Below are 16,418 nucleotides of genomic sequence, written 5' to 3'. Positions count from 1 at the left end.
TCAGTCCTCCATCGCTTCGAGTTCGTCGATCATGCTCTCGATGAGCCCGAGGCCCTTGTCCCAGAAGGACGGGTCCGAGAGATCGAGGCCGAAGGGGGCAAGCAGCTCCTTGTGGTGCTTGGAGCCGCCCGCCTTCAGCATGTCGAAATACTTCTCCTGGAAGCCCGGCTCGCCGCTCTCGTAGACCGCGTAGAGCGCGTTCACCAGCCCGTCGCCGAAGGCATAGGCGTAGACGTAGAAGGGCGAGTGGATGAAATGCGGCACGTAGGACCAGAAGGTCTCGTAGCCCGGCGCGAAGGTGAACACCGGTCCGAGGCTCTCGCCCTGCACCGACATCCAGATCTCGTTGATCTGGTCGGGGGTGAGCTCGCCCTTGGCGCGGGCGGCATGCAGCTTGCACTCGAAGTCGTAGAAGGCGATCTGGCGCACGACCGTGTTGATCATGTCCTCCACCTTGCCGGCGAGCAGGGTCTTGCGTGCGGCCTTGTCGGGGGCCGCGTCCAGCAGCTTGCGGAAGGTGAGCATCTCGCCAAAGACGCTCGCGGTCTCCGCCAGGGTGAGGGGCGTGGAGGAGAGCAGTTCGCCCTGCTCGGCCGCCAGCACCTGGTGCACGCCGTGGCCCAGCTCATGCGCCAGCGTCATCACGTCCCGCTGCTTGCCGAGGTAGTTGAGCAGCACGTAGGGATGCGCGTCCGTCACCGTGGGGTGGGCGAAGGCGCCGGGCGCCTTGCCGGGCTTCGCCGGCGCGTCGATCCAGCCCTTGTCGAAGAAGGGCTCGGCGATGGCGGCCATTTCGGGGGAGAAATCCGCATAGGCGTCCAGCACGGTCTGGCGCGCCTCGGCCCAGGGCACATCGCGGTCCTCGCGCTCGGGCAGCGGCGCGTTGCGGTCCCAGAATTCGAGCGTCTCCAGCCCCAGCCACTTCGCCTTCAGCGCGTAATAGCGGTGCGAGAGGCGCGGATAGGCCGCGACCACCGCGTCGCGCAGCGCCTGCACCACTTCCGGCTCCACGTGGTTGGAGAGGTGGCGGCCGGTCTGCGGCGTGGGCATGCCGCGCCAGCGGTCCTCGATCTCCTTCTCCTTGGCAAGCGTGTTGGTGACGCGCGCGAACAGCGGCAGCCGCTCGGTGAACACCGCCACCAGCGCCTCGGCGCCGGCCTTCCGCTGGGCGCGGTCGCTGTCCGAGAGCAGGTTCAGCGTGGCCTCCAGGCCAAGGCTCTCGCCATCCACCTCGAATTCCAGCCCGGCCATGGTCTCGTCGAACAGCCGGTTCCAGGCGGAGGCCCCGACGACGGACTGGTCATGCAGGAACTTCTCCAGCTCGTCGGAGAGCTGGTAGGGCTTGAAGGCGCGCATCCGGTCCAGCACGGGGCGGTAACGGGCGAGCTCGGCGCTCTCCGAGTAGCGCGCTTCCAGCACCGCGTCATCGATCCGGTTGAACTCCAGCGAGAAGAACACCAGCGGGGTGGAGATGTCCGTGAGCTTGCCCTGGCAGTCCGAGAAGAACTTCGCGCGGGAGGGGTCGATCGTGTTCTGGTAGTAGCGCAGCCCGGCGTAGGACATCACCCGGCCGGCCACCTGCTGGATGCGCTCGTAGCGCTTCACGCAGGCGGCGAGGCTGGGGGCGTCGAGGCTGGCGAGCCTGCCCTCGAAATCGGCGGCGAAGGCGGTGGCCTCCTCGGCCAGCCAGGCCATGTCCTCGGCCAGCGCGGGGGCGTCCTCGGCCGGGTAGAGATCGTCGAGGATCCATTCGGGCATGGCGCCGAAATCGCCCTTGCCCGCCTTCCCCGGGGCAGCCGTTTCGGCAGTGTCGGTCAGCGGGGCGAGCGGCAGAAGGAACTTGGCCATCAGGGTCTCCGGGTCGGCTTGAAAGGGTCAGTCGGTCTTGGCGGCGCCCGGGGGCGGGGCCGCGGCGCGGGCGTTTTCGGGCGCGGGCGCACGCAGGGGCGCGGGGGCTGCTTCGCGCAAGGGCGTGGGCGCTGCGTCCCGCAAGTGTGCGGGATCGGTGTCCGGCAGCGCCGTGGGGTCTGCCGCCGGCGTGTGCTGCGCGTCGAGCCTGTCCAGCTCCGTGCCCAGCGTCGCGTCCTCGTCCCGGCTGCGCGTCTCGAGACGGTCGAGCATCCGGTCCGGCGTGTCCGGGGGCGTACCGGAGGGACCGGCCATCAGCGGGCCGGGCAGCGACAGGGCAGTGAGAAACGCGCAGGCTCTGAACATCCCGGGAATATAACCGGAGGCCGGAGCGATTGCATCCCCGTCCGACCACATTCCCACCATGCGTGCCCCGATGGCTGCGGCCCTCCCGCTGTTCACACCCCGGAAAGCTCTGGCTGACATCATCGCCCGGCGGCGGGCGGTCCGCGGCGCACGCCCGAGCGGGCCTGTCCGCGCTTCAGGGGCATGTGGCGGATGCGGCGCGTGTGGCCCGCGCGCCCGCCGAAGGTGCGGCGTCCGGCGGATAGGGGGGAGGGAAGGTGCCTTGAGCGGGGTCGGCCTTGCGCAGGGAGGTCCGGGGCGGGCCGCGGGGAGGTGCAGCCGGCCGTGCTCCGGCGGCGTCGAGGTGCGCCACGGATCGGAAAAGGGGCGGGCACGCCCGTTTTCTGAGATGCGGGTCATGGCCCGGCGGGGGGCGGCGTGGCCACCCGTTCGCCAGGCGTCGGGGCGGTTCCGGCCCGGCAGCCCGTTCAACGAAAAACGGCCCCGCATTTCTGCAGGGCCGTCGAAGGCTGGTATCGCCGGTCGCTTACTGCGAGATGGCGATGGTCGCGCGGCGGTTGCGTGCTTCGCGCACGTTCGGGCCGGTGTCGACCGCAGGCTCGGTCCAGGAACGGCCGGCCGTGGTGATGGTGCCGGTGGTCACGCCCTCGGCTGCGCCGCGCGACAGGATCGCGTTGCGCACGGTGTTGGCGCGACGCTCGGACAGCGTCTGGTTGTAGGAGAGCGACCCGACGGTGTCGGTGTGACCCACGACGGACACGAGCGGAGCGGTGTAGCTCTTCAGTGCGCCGACGACCTGGTCGATCACTTCGCTGCCGGCATCGGTCAGGTCGTAGCGGTCGAAGCCGAAGTAGACGACATAGTCGCCCGGTGCCGCACCCTTACAGGCGGCGAGGGCTTCGTCGAGCATCGCCTTCGCATCGTCGGTGTTGATGCAGACGCCCGAGTAGTCGGTCATCGACTCGAGGTACTGGTCCCACATGGCCTGCGCCTTGGCGCACTCGGCCGGACGCGCGGCCTTGTTGGCGGCGACGGTGGCAACCACGTCTTCGTAGAGGCCCGGGGGTGCGGACACGCCGAGCTCCTCCGGGGTCCAGGCCGGGGCGCTGCCGGAGGCGGCAGCTTCCGACTTGGACACGTACGCCGTGGCGTCCATCCAGTTGACGTCCTTGGTGGCCGACCGGGTTGCAAGGGCCTGGTACTCACGAGCCAGCGAGGAATCGAAATCGCTCCCCGAGATGGTTTCGCCCAGGTAGTTCTCTGCCGTGAAGGTGCCGCCCAGGTTCGCGCCGGGGAGCGAGCTGCACCCTGCGAGCGCGACCACTGCGCCGGCCATCATCAAACGGGAAATCGCTTTCATCCCTCTCTCCGTCTCTCAAGTTGAGCAGCACTTGAACGGCTGCCACTATGGTGTGTCATGCCGGGAGCGGAGCCCCCGGCGTCGGCTTAAGGTTCGACAACGTGCGAGTCTGCATTGTGCTGTTCTGCGACGCTCACCCTGCCGGACGTGACATAGGTTAGTGTGTAGCTCGCATACATCAAATCCACAACAGAACTTTGAACCAACCCGGTCCGCGGAAAGAGCTTTTTCACTGGTTTAGGCTCAGAAGTTCAGCGGGTGAGGCAATCTTGCAACGGGTCTCGCGGCAGCCGGGGCCGCGGGCCTGAGCGTATACCGGCACGGGAACGGCGATGATGGAGCGTAGGATTCTGGTTGTGGAGGATGACGCCGCTCAACGCCGGGTGATCGCGGCCCTGTTCAGGGCGCAGGGGCGGGTGGTGAGCGAGGCGGATTGCGCACAGGTGGCGCTCGATATCCTGGATGCGGAGGCGGGCCCCTGGGTGGTGCTGCTCGACATCGGGCTGCCCGGAATGGGCGGGCTGGACCTGCTGTCGGTGATGCGCGGGCGCGGCGACGATGCCCGGGTGGTGATGCTCACCGCCGATGGCGGGGTGGATACCGCGGTGCGCGCCATGCAGCGCGGCGCGGCGGATTACCTGGAGAAGCCGGTGGCGATGGACCGGCTGCGCGCCGTCGTGGCCCGGCATGCCGCGATGCCGGCCGCGCCGGCGCCGAGCGGGGCCTTCGCCGGGCTGGTCGCCGGGGCGCCGGCGATGGTCGCGGCGCTCGACCTCGCCCGCCGGGTGGCGCCCTCGCGCATGCCGGTGCTGGTGACCGGGCCGAGCGGCAGCGGCAAGGAACGCCTGGCCCGGGCGATCCATGAGACGTCCGGTCGCACCGGTGCCTTCGTGGCGGTGAACTGCGGCGCCCTGCCCGAAAGCCTGATCGAGAGCCTGCTCTTCGGCCACGAGAAGGGCGCCTTCACCGGTGCCGACCGGGCGAAGCCGGGCCGCTTCCGCGAGGCCGAGGGGGGCACGCTGTTCCTCGACGAGATCGGCGAGATGCCGCTGGCAGCACAGGTCTCGCTGCTGCGCGTGGTTCAGGAGGGCGAGGTCGATCCGCTGGGCGGCCGCGGGCCGGTCTCCGTGGATGTCCGCCTGCTGGCGGCGACGAATCGCGACCTGGGAGCGGAGATCGCCGAGGGCCGCTTCCGCGAGGACCTCTACTTCCGCCTGGCCGGGGTCGAGATCGCCCTTCCGGGGCTGGCCGAGCGCGGAGAGGACATCTCCGCCCTCGCCGCCACCCATGCCGCGGAAGCTGCGCGGCGCGAGGGCCGGCAGTTCCACGGCTTCGGGCCGGGTGTGGCGGAGTGGCTCGCGGCGCAGCCCTGGCCCGGGAACGTGCGTGAACTGCAGAACGCGGTGCACCGCGCGCTGGTGCTCTCGGAGGGCAGCGAGATCCGGCTCGCGGATTTCAGGCCCGCCGGGCCCGCTTCCGAGCCCGTCCGCCCGGCGCCGCGCGCCCGACCCTCGGAGCGTGGCGCCCGGCGCGTGCGCGCGCTGGCCGAGGTGGAGGCCGAGGCCATCGCCGACGCCCTCATCCTGTGCTCGGGGCAGATCTCGGAGACGGCCCGGCGGCTGGGAATCGGCCGCTCCACCCTCTATCGCAAGATGGCGCAGTACCAGATCGCCCCGTTCAACGAGCCCCGGGAGGGGAGGGAGCACGAGGCGTCACAGGACCTGGGTGGGGCCCGACGGCAGCAGGAGCGCTGAGCGTCCGGAATGCATGCATGCCGCCTGACCCGGCGGGGCGCCACACGGTGCGAATCGGGTTGGCCCATTCCCCCGTGCCATCGCGTGCGGACGTGATGTCCGGGAGGGCAGGGCGCCTCTGCCGGGGGGCCGAGGCCACCGCGCGGGCAGGGCGCGCGGCCTGCGCCGCGCCCTGTCAGGGTACGTAATTGCGCGCCTCGTCCGGGCCCGTGCGGCGCACCAATCGTGCCAATGGAGCCACGCCCGACGGCGGACAGGCCGAACGCCCGGATTTATGTTCGCGAAAGTGCGCCTGCGCACGCCGCGGCGCGTGGTTTGCATACACAGGACGTGCCGGAACCCGCTAAAGTGGGGGTATACTCCTCGCGAGGGAGAGAAGGAATCGCATGTCGCAGAACGTCGGACATCTCGGGTCCACGGACGGGTCGGGCGTCGGAACCGTTCCGGTGCGCCGGCTGCGCTGCGTCGTGTTCGCGGACATGGCCGGCTACTCCGCCCTCACCTCGCAGGACGAAACCGGCACGCACGCGATGTGGATGCACTTCATCTCTGCGGTGCTCACCCCCAGCGTGCAGAGCCAGGGCGGCACCGTCATCCGGCTGCTGGGCGACGGCGCGCTGCTCACCTTCGACAGCGCCACCGCCGGGCTGGAATGGGCCCTGCAGGTCCAGGACATCATCCGCGCGCACCGCGAGGCGGAGCTGCGGCCCTATCCGGGCCTGTCGCTGCGCATCGGCGTGCACATCTGCGAGGCGATCGTCCAGGACGGGGACATCTACGGCGACGGCGTGAACATCACCAAGCGGCTGCAGGAGGTCACCCGGCCGGACGGCATCATCATTTCCGAGGATCTCTACAACGCCGTCCAGCGCAGCGTGGAGGCGGAGTATCGCAACCTCGGCTATCTCACGCTGAAGAACATCGGCAGCGCGGTGCGGGCCTTCGAGGTGGGCAAGCGCGCCGCCACGCCGCTGCCGCGCAGCGCGGGCGACCGGCCGTCCATCGCCGTGCTGCCGCTGCAGAACCTGGGCGGCGACGAGGAATTCCGCTACTTCGCGGACGGGGTGGTGGAGGACATCATCGTCTCGCTCGCCGGGCTGCGCGAGCTGGTGGTGGTGTCGCGCGCCTCGGCGCAGGGCTTCGGCTCCGGCGCGGTGGACCCGCGCGATGCCGGGCGCGCCCTGGGGGTGCGCTACGTGCTGCAGGGCACGCTGCGCCGCTCGGCCACCGCGATCCGCGTGTCGACCGCGCTGGTGGACGCGCTCTCCGGCGAGACGATCTTCTCGGAGAAATGCGAGGTCTCCCACAGCGATCTCTTCGAGGTGCAGGACCGGATCGTGGAGCGCGTGGTCTCGCGCATCGCGCCGAACGTGCGCGCGGCGGAGCGGGTGCGCGCGCTGCGCAAGCCGCCGGACAATTTCACCGCCTACGATCACACGCTCAAGGCGCTCGACCTGATGTCGCATCTCGACCGGGCCACCTATGACGAGGCGCTCTCCCATCTGGGCCGGGCAATGGCGCTCGATCCCGAGTTCGCCATGCCCGCCGCCTATGCCGCGCGCTGGCACTGCATCTACGTGGCGCAGGGCTGGGCGCCGGACCGGGCGGAGGCCACGGACCGCGCCCGCGCCCTCGCCGCGCAGGCGGTGCACCTGGACCGGCAGAACGCGCTGGCGCTCGCCGCCTATGGCCATGTGAAATCCTATCTGGAGCATGATTACGACAGCGCGCTGATCTTCCTGGACCGGGCGCGGGACATGGGCCCGGGCCAGGCGCTCGGCTGGGCGCTGTCCTCGGCAACGCTGTGTTATGTCGGCCGCGCCGAGGAGGCGGTGCAGCATGCCGAATACGCGCTGCGCCTCTCCCCGCATGACCCGGACCTGTTCCAGTATTACGATTTCATCAGCCTGGGGCTGTATTTCTCCGGGCGGTACGCCGAGGCGCTGAGCTATGCGCGCCGCTCGCATGCGGAACGGGCGAACTACGCGCCGAACCTGCGCCTGCTCGCCGCCTGCTCCGGTGCCCTGGGCGACGTCGAGGGCGCGCGCCGGCACGGGCAGGCCCTGCTGGCGCTGGAGCCGGAGTTCGCGCTGGCCGATTATGCCGCGCGGCGCTGCCCGGTGCGCGACGCGGATTACCGCGCCCGCTTCATCGCGCATCTGCGCCTCGCGGGCTTGCCCGAGGCCTGAGCGGCGGCCGATCGCGGCCGCCTCCGCCCGCTCCGCCCCGGATGGTCCGCACGCCGATGCGGCGCCGCGGCCCGGTGCCGCATGGTGACGGGTCCCGACCCCCGCTGAGGCCGTCGCCGCCCCATGTCCGCGGGCCGGCCTGCCACCGGTGCGGCGGGCAGGGGGAGGGAGTTCGGAACTGTGCCGGGGGAGTGCGCGACAGCGGACGCGCGCGCGTTCGTCCGGGCACAGTCGTCTGTGTGGCAGGTGTCCGGGTACCAGCTGTCCGTGCGTGAGTTGTCCGGGAGGCAGTCGCCCGGGCGCGACCTGTCCGTGCGACAGCCATCCGGCGACACGCGTCCGGGTGGCAGCCGTCCGGGTGGCAGCGGTGGACCGGCTGGGGTCAAACCTGCCGAGCCGGGCGCTGTTGCCCTCGCGGTGATCAGGCGGTTTCGGTCCACCACCGGTGTACACAATCGGGGCAGGGCCTTGACGCCGGCGGCCGGGTGGGGTCGTGTGTGCACATCTGACCTACCGGAGTTCCCCATCGCATGCAGACCGTGTTCCACGACGCCCAGCGGGCCCATGACCCGAAGAATTTCCTGACCTCCGGGGTGCGCAAGCCCAACCCCGAGCAGCCGGCGCGCATCGACGCGCTGATGGGCGCGGTCACCCGCCTGGGCCATGAGGTGGTGACGCCGGCCGACCATGGCCTGGGCCCGGTGGCGGCCATCCACACCGCCGAGTACATCTCCTTCCTGCGCCGCATCCACGGCATGTGGAGCGCCATCGACGGGGCGTCGGAGGAGGTGGTGCCCAACATCCACCCCGGCCGGCAGGAGGCCAGCTACCCCGCGTCGGCCGTAGGCCTGGCGGGCTACCACATGGCCGACACGGCCTGCCCGATCTCGGCGGACACCTTCGGCTCGGCCTACTGGAGCGCCCAGACCGCGCTCACCGGCGCCGACCTGGTGCTGGGCGGCGCGCGCCATGCCTATGCGCTGTCGCGCCCGCCGGGCCATCATGCCTTCTCCGACCTCGCCGGCGGCTTCTGCTTCTTCAACAATTCCGCCATCGCGGCGCAGGCGGCCCTGGCCGCGGGCCGGCGCCCGGCCATTCTCGATGTCGACCTGCATCACGGCAATGGCACCCAGGGCATCTTCTACGCCCGCGGCGACGTGCTGACCGTGTCCATCCACGCGGACCCGGCCGGCTTCTACCCGTTCTTCTGGGGCCATGCGCAGGAGCGCGGCACCGGCGCGGGCCTTGGCGCGAACCTCAACCTGCCGCTGCCGCGCGGCACCTCGGATGACGGCTTTGTCGCGGGGCTGGAGCCCGGCCTGCAGCGGGTGACGGATTTCGGCGCGGATTTCCTCGTCGTCGCCCTGGGGCTGGACCCGTTCGAGGGCGATCCGCTGGCCGGGCTGGGGGTGACCACGCCGGGCTTCGCGCGCATCGCGGAGGCGATCGCCGGGCTTGGCCTGCCGACGCTGATCGTGCAGGAAGGCGGCTATCTGTGCCCCGAATTGGGCGCCAACCTCGAGAGCTTCCTCGGCGGTTTCGAGGCCGCACACCGCTGACCCACCCGCCTCCACCCCGCCGCGCGGACCGCTCCCCCCGGGCGCGCGCGGCCATCTGATCCAAGCACTGACCAAGCACTGAAAAGGAAGTCCCATGTCCGACATCACCCGCCTGCACTCGGGCCCGCGCATGAGCCAGGCCGTCATCCACAACGGCACCGTCTACCTGGCCGGCCAGGTTGCCGCGCCGGGCGAGAGCGTCACCGCGCAGACCAAGGCCGCCCTGGCCCAGGTGGAAGCGCTGCTGGACGAGGCCGGAAGCGACAAGTCGAAGCTGCTCTCCGCCGTCATCTGGCTGGAATCCATGGATGATTTCGCCGAGATGAATGCCGTCTGGGATGCCTGGGTCGACCCGGCGAACCCGCCGGCCCGTGCCTGCGGCGAGGCGCGCCTTGCCACCCCTGACTACCGGTTCGAGATCATCGTGACCGCGGCGCTCTGAGCCCGGCACGGGCAGGGCCGCACCCCGGTCCTGCCCGACCCGCCCGGGGGATTTTCCAATTAACTCCGGATTAAGATTAAAAGGGAAATATGGCCGGGACTCACAGTCCAATCATAAGCGAGCACAGACGACCATGAACGTTCTCATCGTCGAGCATAATGCAGATCTCGGTCGTATCTGGGCCAGGCTTCTCGAACGATGTGGGTTCACGGTGGACCTGGCGGTGAGCCAGGCGGAGGCGGTGAAGCTGTTGCGGTTCACCTCCTACGATGTGCTCGTTCTCCAGCTGGTGATGCCTGACGGCGGCGCCATCGCGATCTCGGATTTCGCGACCTACCGGAACCCCGATGTCGGCATCATCGCGGTGAGCGGCGAGCGGTTCTTCTCCGACGGATCGATCTTCGACATCATGCCCAACGTGCGCAGCATGCTGACCACGCCGTTCCGGCCCTCGGATCTCGAGGCGCTCGTCGAACACGTGATGCGCACGAAACTCCAGGAGCAGCCGCACCGCGCCCGGGCCTGACCGGGGCACCCGGGAGGGGAAAGCGCCTCGGGGGGCATCGAGCCCCCGCTCGGCGCTGGCCCCGCCTTGCGGGGCCCGGCGCCCGTGGCAGGCCGGGGGCAGGGCCTCCGGCGAGGCAACGTCGCCTGCTCTCAGCCGTCCAGCCGCGCCGCGCCGCGCAGCTCACGGCGCGGGGCGGGAGGCAGCCGCCGGCGCTCAGCCCAGCCGTTCGCGGCCGTGCGGCGCCTGCCAGTCCGTATCGGGGCCGATGGGCACGATGCGGTGCGGATTGATCGTGTCGTGGCTGTAGTGGTAGTGGCGGATGATGTGATCGAAATTCACCGTCTCCGCCACCCCCGGCCACTGATAAAGCTCCCGCGCATAGGCGAAGAGCGCCGGGTATTCGGAGAGCTTGCGCCGGTTGCACTTGAAATGACCGTGGTAGACGGCATCGAAGCGCACCAGCGTGGTGAACAGCCGCCAGTCCGCCTCCGTCACCTGCGCGCCCATCAGGTAGCGCTGCGAGGAGAGGCGAGCCTCCAGCCAGTCCATCGCGGCGAACACCGCCTGCACCGCCTCGTCGTAGGCGGCCTGGCTGGTGGCGAAGCCGGACTTGTAGACGCCGTTGTTCACGTCATCGTAGATGCGCTGGTTCACCGGCTCGATGGCCTCGCGCAGGGGCTCGGGCCAGTAGTCGTCGGTGTTGCCCGTCAGGCCGTCGAAGGCCGAGTTGAACATCCGGATGATTTCGGCGGATTCGTTGGAGACGATGGTGCCGCGCTGCTTGTCCCACAGGATGGGGACGGTGACGCGACCGGAGATCGTCGGGTCGGCGGCGGTGTAGATGTCGCGCAGGAAGGGCTTGCCGAACAGGCTGTCTCCGGTGGTGCCGGGGCGGTCCGTGGCGAAGGTCCAGCCGTCCGACAGCATGTCGGGGTGCACGACATCGACGCTCACATGGGCCTCCAGCCCCTTCAGGGCGCGGAAGATCAGCGTGCGGTGCGCCCAGGGGCAGGCCAGCGAGACGTAGAGGTGGTAGCGCCCGCTTTCCGCGGCGAAACCGCCGGTGCCGGACGGGCCGGGGCTGCCGTCCGCCGTCACCCAGTTGCGGAAGCCGGTGGTGGTGCGCACGAAGCGCCCGCCGCTCTTCTCGGTGTCGTACCAGGTGTCATGCCACTGGCCGTCGATCAACTGTCCCATCGTGTATCTCCCTTTCGCCGCACAACATAGGCCGCCGCGGAGGCAGGGGAAGCCGGCGCGGCGTGCAGATACTGTTGAGCATTCGGATACAGTAAACGGCCACACCTCCGATGCCGGCCGCGCGATGGGGACAATTCCGGGCCGTTGCAGCGCCGGTTCGGCGGGCATGCCGCAGGGATTGGTCGTTGAACCCCGGCGGGCGCTTGCCTATGCTGCGCCCGGCAACAGGACGGTGCCCCGGGCTTCGGGGCCGGAGCGGTGTCCTGCCCGTCGGGCCGACCCATGTCGGGGGCCTTCGCGGCAGAATCGTCCTCCCGAGGAGCGCAGCGGCACCGGCCGCCTGCGTGTCTTCCGTCCGTACCGGAAGGAGAGGGAGGCCGCATGCATAACCTCATGAGCAGGACGACGTCCGCAGGGCGGCAGGGCTGAGAATGGCGAAGATCGGAGTGATGATCTGCGGCCACGGCTCGCGCTCGCAGGCGGCGGTGGACGAATTCGCGGTGCTGGCGCAGGCGCTGCCGCCGCTGCTGCCGCCGGACTGGCCGGTGGAATACGGCTACCTGGAGTTCGCCAACCCGGTGATCCGCGACGGGCTGGACCGGCTGCGCGCGCAGGGGTGCGACCATATCCTCGCCGTGCCGGGCATGCTCTTCGCCGCCATGCACGCGAAGAACGACATTCCCACCGTGCTCAACACCTATGCCCGCAAGCATGGCATCACCGTGCAGTACGGCCGCGAGCTGGGGGTGGACCCGCGCATGGTCGCGGCCGCCGGCGCCCGGGTGAAGGCGGCCGTCGACACCGCCAACGCCACGCGCGGCGCGGTGCCGCTGCACGAGACGGCGCTGGTGGTGATCGGCCGCGGCGCCTCCGACCCGGACGCGAATTCCAACGTCTCCAAGATCACCCGGCTGCTCTGGGAGGGCATGGGCTTCGGCTGGGCCGAGACCGGCTATTCCGGCGTCACCTTCCCGCTGGTGGAACCCTGTCTCGACCACGTGGCGCGGCTGGGCTACCGGCGGGTGATCGTGTTCCCGTATTTCCTGTTCACCGGCATCCTGATCGACCGGATCTACGGCTTCACCGACCGCGCGGCGGAGAAGCACCCGGACATCGAGTTCGTGAAGGCGGGTTATCTCAATGACCACCCGCAGGTGATCGCCACCTTCGCCGACCGGGTGCGGGAGATTCTCGACGGCGAGAACGCGATGAACTGCGGCATGTGCAAGTACCGCACCCAGGTGCTGGGCTTCGAGGCCGAGGTCGGCCTGCCGCAGGAAAGCCACCATCACCATGTCGAGGGGCAGGGGGCGAGCGCGCCCGGCTCCAACGTGGCCGACTGCACCCTGTGCGACACGTTCTGCACCGGGGAATGCCGCCTCGCGCCGGAGGGGGCGGCGGCTGCGCACGGTCATGGGCATGACCATGACCATCATCACCACGATCACGGTGATCACCACGAGCATGGGCGGGACCACGATCACGGCCATCACCACGACCATGCGCATGACCGTGAGCACGGTCACGCCCTTGACCAAGCCCATCACCAGGACCATGCGCATGATCATGATCACGCCCACGATCACGCCCATCCGCACGATCATGCCCATGACCACCATCACCACCCCTATCCGCATGCCGACCACCCGCTCGGGCCGGAGAGCGTGAGGCGGAAGTGACGTCCCCGGCGGCACTGTTCGACACCTGCCTGGTCGTTGACTGGTCGGCGTCCTCCGCGCGCGCGCCGCGCCGCGAGAGCGCCGACGCCATCTGGATCGGCGTGGCGCGCGGCGATGGCGGCCCCCCCGAAACGATCTACTGCCGTGACCGGGCCGAGGCGGAGGCCCGGTTGCGCGCCCTCCTGCTCGCCGAATGCGCGGCCGGGCGGCGGGTGCTCTGCGGTGTGGATTTCCCCGTGGGCGCGCCGCGAGGCCTCGCCCGGGCGGTGACCGGAGAGGCCTCGGCCCTCGCCTGGTTCGCCTGGCTGGCGCGCGAGATCACCGACGGGCCGGAGAACGCGAACAACCGCTTCGCCGTGGCCGAGGCGATGAACGCCCACTTCCCGGGCGACGGCCCGTTCTGGAGCCGCCCGGAGGGTGCGCCGCATCCGGGCGTGCCGCGCCACCGCCCGCAGCCCTTCGCCGATCTGCCGGAGCGCCGCGCCGTCGAACGCCGGGTCACCCGGGCGCAGACGCTGTGGAAGCTCTACACCACCGGGGCCGCCGGCTCGCAGGCGCTGACCGGGCTGCCGGTGTTGCACCGGCTGCGCGCGGGCGTGCCCGGGGCGGCCTTCTGGCCCTTCGAGACCGGCTTGCAGGTGCCCGGGGCGCCGGTGGTGCTGGCCGAGATCTACCCCTCGCTTATCGCCGCGGAGACGGCGGAGCTGGAAGCCGCCGGCGAGACCATCCGTGACCGCGCACAGGTGAGCCTGCTCGCCGCCGCCTTCGCCCGGCTGGACGCGGTGGGCGCGCTGGCCCCGCTCTTCGCCCCGGATGTCACCCCCGCCGAGCGCGCCGCCGCGCAGACCGAGGAGGGCTGGATCCTCGGCGCCGGCCACGAGACCGCCCTGCGCGCCGCCGCCCGTGCCGAACTCACCGCCCGCGCGGCTGCGCGGGCCTTCCCTGATCCCGCCGCCAGCGCGCCCGGAGCACCGCAAGCTGCCGGGCAGGCGGGCTGCTCCGCCACAACCGACCCTTGCGACGGCACCGGGCAGACCGACGATCCGGCCGGGCCCTCCGGGCCTCCCCTCCACGCGTCCGAGACAGAGCCGGCGGGGCGCCCCGGGCGCGCGGCCAAGGCGGCGCCCCCGCCTTCGGAAGCGGCCCGGCCCGGGTCGGGCCACGTTTCGCGGCCGCCTGCAGGAGCGGCCGGTTCCGTCCTCACGCCCGCCACGGCACAGCCTGTTCCCGGCGTGAGCCCGCCCGTACCGGAGGGGCATGTACCCGGCATGAGGCCGCCGGTGCCGGAGGAGCATGCACCCGGCGTGAGCCCGCCCGTACCGAAGGACCATGTACCGGGCGTCAGCCCGCCGGTGCCGGGGGAGCAAGTACCCGACGTCAGCCCGCCCATGCAGGAGGAGCATGTACCAGGCGCGAGCCCGCCCGTGCCGGAGGGGCATGTACCAGGCGCGAGCCGGCCAGCATCGGAGGGGCCTGCACCCGGCGCACGCCCGGCGGTGCCGGAGGAGCACGCGATGCGTGCAAGCCGGCCCGCTCTGGCGGAGCGTGGCGGGGCCGGGTCCCCTCCCGTGCCCGAGGAGGCGCTGCGCGCCGCGCGCCCGGAGCGCCGGATCCTGCCCTTTCCGCTGCGCTATGAGCGCGACCCCTCCGCGATCTACGCCGCCTCCTTCGCCACCGTGCGGGCCGAGGCGCGGCTGGAGCGGTTCCCCCCCGGCCTGCAGGCGCTGGCGATCCGGGTGATTCACGCCTGCGGCATGGTCGAGGTTGCCGACAGGCTGGCCTTCTCCGCCGGGGCCTTCGAGGCGGGGCGCGCGGCGCTGGAGGCCGGGGCGCCGGTGCTGTGCGACTGCCGGATGGTGGCGGCGGGGATCATCCCCGGGCGGCTGCCGGCCGGCAACGAAGTGATCACCAGCATCGCCGAGGAGACCGTGCCCGAGCGCGCCCGCGCCATCGGCAACACCCGGTCCGCCGCCGCGGTGGAGCTCTGGGGAGACCGGCTCGAGGGCGCCGTGGTGGCGATCGGGAACGCGCCCACCGCGCTGTTCCACCTGCTCGAGCTACTGGACCAGGGCTGGCCGCGCCCGGCGCTGATCCTGGGCTTCCCGGTCGGGTTCGTCGGCGCGGCGGAGAGCAAGGCCGCGCTGGCGGCCAATCCGCGCGGCTGCGAGTTCGTGGCCCTGCGCGGCCGGCGCGGCGGCTCGGCCATGGCATCGGCGGCGGTGAACGCGCTGGCCGCCGGCCTGCCGGAGGAGCGCCGGTGACCTCCCCCTGGCTGCAGATCGTAGGGATGGGGGAGGACGGCCCCGCCGGTCTCGGCGCCCGCGCCCGTGCCGCCTTCGAGGCGGCCGAGGTGCTGGTCGGAGGCGCGCGCCACCACGCGCTGGCCGCCGGTCATCCCGCCGAGCGGATGCACTGGCCGTCGCCCTTCTGCGCGCTGGTGGCGGAGATCGCGGCGCATCGCGGCCGCCGGGTGACGGTGATGGCCACCGGGGATCCGATGTGGTTCTCGGTCGGCGAGACGCTGGCCGCCGCCTTCGGGGCCGAGGCGGAACTGCACCCGCATCCCTCTGCCTTCCAGCTTGCCGCGGCGCGCATGGGCTGGCCGCTGGCCGGGGTGGAGACGCTCACCGTGCACGGCCGGCCGGTGGAGACCCTCCTGCCGCACGTGACGCCCGGGGCGCGCCTGCTGGTGCTCTCCGACGGACCGGGCACCCCCGCCGCGGTGGCCGCGCTGCTGGGCGCGCGGGGGTTCGGCGACAGCCGGCTCACCGTTCTGGCCGCCATGGGCGGCGCGCGCGAGGCCCGGGCGCAGGCCCGCGCCGCGGACTGGCAGGGCGCGGCCCCGGCCTTCCATACCCTCGCCGTCGAGTGCGTGGCCGGGCCGCAGGCGCAGCTCCTCTCCCGCGTGCCGGGGCTGCCGGAGGCGGTGTACCTCAATGACGGCACCATCACCAAGGCGGAGGTTCGCGCCGTCACCCTCGCGCGGCTGATGCCGATGCCGGGCGCGCTGCTGTGGGATCTCGGCTGCGGCGCCGGATCGGTGTCGATCGAGTGGATGCGCGCGGCGCGCGACGCCCGCGCCATCGGCGTGGAGGCCCGGGCCGACCGTCTCGCCTTCGCCGGGGAGAACGCGCGCCGGCTGGGCGTGCCGGGCCTGCGCCTCGTCGCCGGCACCCTGCCCGAGGCGCTGGCGGACCTGCCGGCGCCCGATGCGGTCTTCATCGGCGGCGGTCTCGGCGAGGCCGTGGTCGACCGTGCCCTCGCCGCGCTGCGCCCCCTCGGCCGGCTGGTGGCCAATTGCGTGACGCTGGAGGGCGCAAGCCTCGCCACGCGCCTGCAGGCCCGCCACGGCGGCGACCTCACGGAGATTTCCGTCTCCCGCGCCGGCCCCCTCGGCCCGCACCGCGCCTGGGCGCCGCTGCGCCCCGTCACCCAGTGGAGCCTTCAGCGATGACCCCGGATGCGCCCTCGCCCTCCCGGCGGATGCCTGACGGGCCTCTCCGCGCCCGGCGGAAG

The 16,418-nt window shown here is 71.5% G+C and carries 12 protein-coding genes; 8 read left to right on the top strand and 4 right to left on the bottom strand.

What is annotated here, in order from left to right:
* From FDP22_RS15405 to FDP22_RS15395, 3 genes are all read right to left on the bottom strand, one after another.
* Positions 1 to 1,758 (bottom strand): M3 family oligoendopeptidase, encoded by a 1,758-nt coding sequence (locus tag FDP22_RS15405; protein ID WP_239031950.1) that lies wholly within the window; start codon positions 1,756 to 1,758, stop codon positions 1 to 3.
* 117 nt (positions 1,759 to 1,875) lie between these two features.
* Positions 1,876 to 2,214: a hypothetical protein gene (locus tag FDP22_RS15400; RefSeq protein ID WP_138574990.1), complete on the bottom strand. Its 339-nt coding sequence runs from the start codon at positions 2,212 to 2,214 to the stop codon at positions 1,876 to 1,878.
* A gap of 526 nt (positions 2,215 to 2,740) precedes the next feature.
* Positions 2,741 to 3,574, bottom strand: a complete 834-nt coding sequence (locus FDP22_RS15395; protein WP_138574988.1) for an OmpA family protein — start codon at positions 3,572 to 3,574, stop codon at positions 2,741 to 2,743.
* Positions 3,575 to 3,909: 335 nt separating this feature from the next.
* On the opposite strand from FDP22_RS15395, the gene FDP22_RS15390 reads away from it, so the two are divergent.
* The 5 genes from FDP22_RS15390 to FDP22_RS15370 all read left to right on the top strand — a co-directional run bounded on the left by FDP22_RS15390 (position 3,910) and on the right by FDP22_RS15370 (position 10,044).
* Positions 3,910 to 5,328, top strand: coding sequence for a sigma-54-dependent transcriptional regulator (locus tag FDP22_RS15390; protein ID WP_138574986.1), 1,419 nt, complete (start codon positions 3,910 to 3,912; stop codon positions 5,326 to 5,328).
* Positions 5,329 to 5,714: 386 nt separating this feature from the next.
* Positions 5,715 to 7,517 (top strand): adenylate/guanylate cyclase domain-containing protein, encoded by a 1,803-nt coding sequence (locus FDP22_RS15385; protein WP_138574984.1) that lies wholly within the window; start codon positions 5,715 to 5,717, stop codon positions 7,515 to 7,517.
* Positions 7,518 to 8,047: 530 nt separating this feature from the next.
* Positions 8,048 to 9,076: a histone deacetylase family protein gene (locus FDP22_RS15380; RefSeq protein ID WP_138574982.1), complete on the top strand. Its 1,029-nt coding sequence runs from the start codon at positions 8,048 to 8,050 to the stop codon at positions 9,074 to 9,076.
* A gap of 94 nt (positions 9,077 to 9,170) precedes the next feature.
* Entirely contained in the window at positions 9,171 to 9,518 is a 348-nt protein-coding gene (locus FDP22_RS15375) for a RidA family protein (RefSeq protein ID WP_138574980.1), read from the top strand.
* A 133-nt stretch (positions 9,519 to 9,651) separates the two neighbouring features.
* On the top strand, positions 9,652 to 10,044 hold the full coding sequence (locus tag FDP22_RS15370; protein WP_138574978.1) for a response regulator: 393 nt from the start codon (positions 9,652 to 9,654) through the stop codon (positions 10,042 to 10,044).
* Between the two features lie 195 nt (positions 10,045 to 10,239).
* On the opposite strand, the gene FDP22_RS15365 is transcribed toward FDP22_RS15370, so the two are convergent.
* Positions 10,240 to 11,223 (bottom strand): glutathione S-transferase family protein, encoded by a 984-nt coding sequence (locus tag FDP22_RS15365; RefSeq protein WP_138574976.1) that lies wholly within the window; start codon positions 11,221 to 11,223, stop codon positions 10,240 to 10,242.
* 431 nt (positions 11,224 to 11,654) lie between these two features.
* Here FDP22_RS15365 and FDP22_RS15360 point away from each other — a divergent pair, with 431 nt between their 5' ends.
* From FDP22_RS15360 to cbiE, 3 genes are all read left to right on the top strand, one after another.
* Positions 11,655 to 12,902: a sirohydrochlorin chelatase gene (locus FDP22_RS15360; RefSeq protein WP_138574974.1), complete on the top strand. Its 1,248-nt coding sequence runs from the start codon at positions 11,655 to 11,657 to the stop codon at positions 12,900 to 12,902.
* Positions 12,903 to 14,527: 1,625 nt separating this feature from the next.
* Complete coding sequence (locus FDP22_RS15355) at positions 14,528 to 15,163, top strand: precorrin-8X methylmutase (protein WP_205910901.1); 636 nt, start codon at positions 14,528 to 14,530, stop codon at positions 15,161 to 15,163.
* Positions 15,160 to 16,356: a precorrin-6y C5,15-methyltransferase (decarboxylating) subunit CbiE gene (cbiE, locus tag FDP22_RS15350; protein ID WP_138574972.1), complete on the top strand. Its 1,197-nt coding sequence runs from the start codon at positions 15,160 to 15,162 to the stop codon at positions 16,354 to 16,356. The genes FDP22_RS15355 and cbiE overlap by 4 nt, the downstream gene beginning before the upstream one ends.
* The last annotated feature ends 62 nt before the right edge of the window (positions 16,357 to 16,418 follow it).

The organism is Paroceanicella profunda (genome assembly GCF_005887635.2).
GTDB classification, from domain to species: Bacteria; Pseudomonadota; Alphaproteobacteria; order Rhodobacterales; family Rhodobacteraceae; genus Paroceanicella; species Paroceanicella profunda.
Note: the sequence above shows the minus strand (reverse complement) of the source record. Positions and strands in the feature narration are given on the sequence as shown.

Excerpts from the sequence above, each read along its gene's own strand:
- FDP22_RS15400 (WP_138574990.1), bottom strand. The coding sequence starts at position 2,214 with ATGTTCAGAGCCTGCGCGTTTCTCACTGCCCTGTCGCTGCCCGGCCCG.
- FDP22_RS15380 (WP_138574982.1), top strand. The coding sequence starts at position 8,048 with ATGCAGACCGTGTTCCACGACGCCCAGCGGGCCCATGACCCGAAGAAT.
- FDP22_RS15385 (WP_138574984.1), top strand. The coding sequence starts at position 5,715 with ATGTCGCAGAACGTCGGACATCTCGGGTCCACGGACGGGTCGGGCGTC.
- FDP22_RS15360 (WP_138574974.1), top strand. The coding sequence starts at position 11,655 with ATGGCGAAGATCGGAGTGATGATCTGCGGCCACGGCTCGCGCTCGCAG.
- FDP22_RS15405 (WP_239031950.1), bottom strand. The coding sequence starts at position 1,758 with ATGCCCGAATGGATCCTCGACGATCTCTACCCGGCCGAGGACGCCCCC.
- FDP22_RS15365 (WP_138574976.1), bottom strand. The coding sequence starts at position 11,223 with ATGGGACAGTTGATCGACGGCCAGTGGCATGACACCTGGTACGACACC.
- FDP22_RS15375 (WP_138574980.1), top strand. The coding sequence starts at position 9,171 with ATGTCCGACATCACCCGCCTGCACTCGGGCCCGCGCATGAGCCAGGCC.
- FDP22_RS15395 (WP_138574988.1), bottom strand. The coding sequence starts at position 3,574 with ATGAAAGCGATTTCCCGTTTGATGATGGCCGGCGCAGTGGTCGCGCTC.
- FDP22_RS15370 (WP_138574978.1), top strand. The coding sequence starts at position 9,652 with ATGAACGTTCTCATCGTCGAGCATAATGCAGATCTCGGTCGTATCTGG.
- FDP22_RS15390 (WP_138574986.1), top strand. The coding sequence starts at position 3,910 with ATGGAGCGTAGGATTCTGGTTGTGGAGGATGACGCCGCTCAACGCCGG.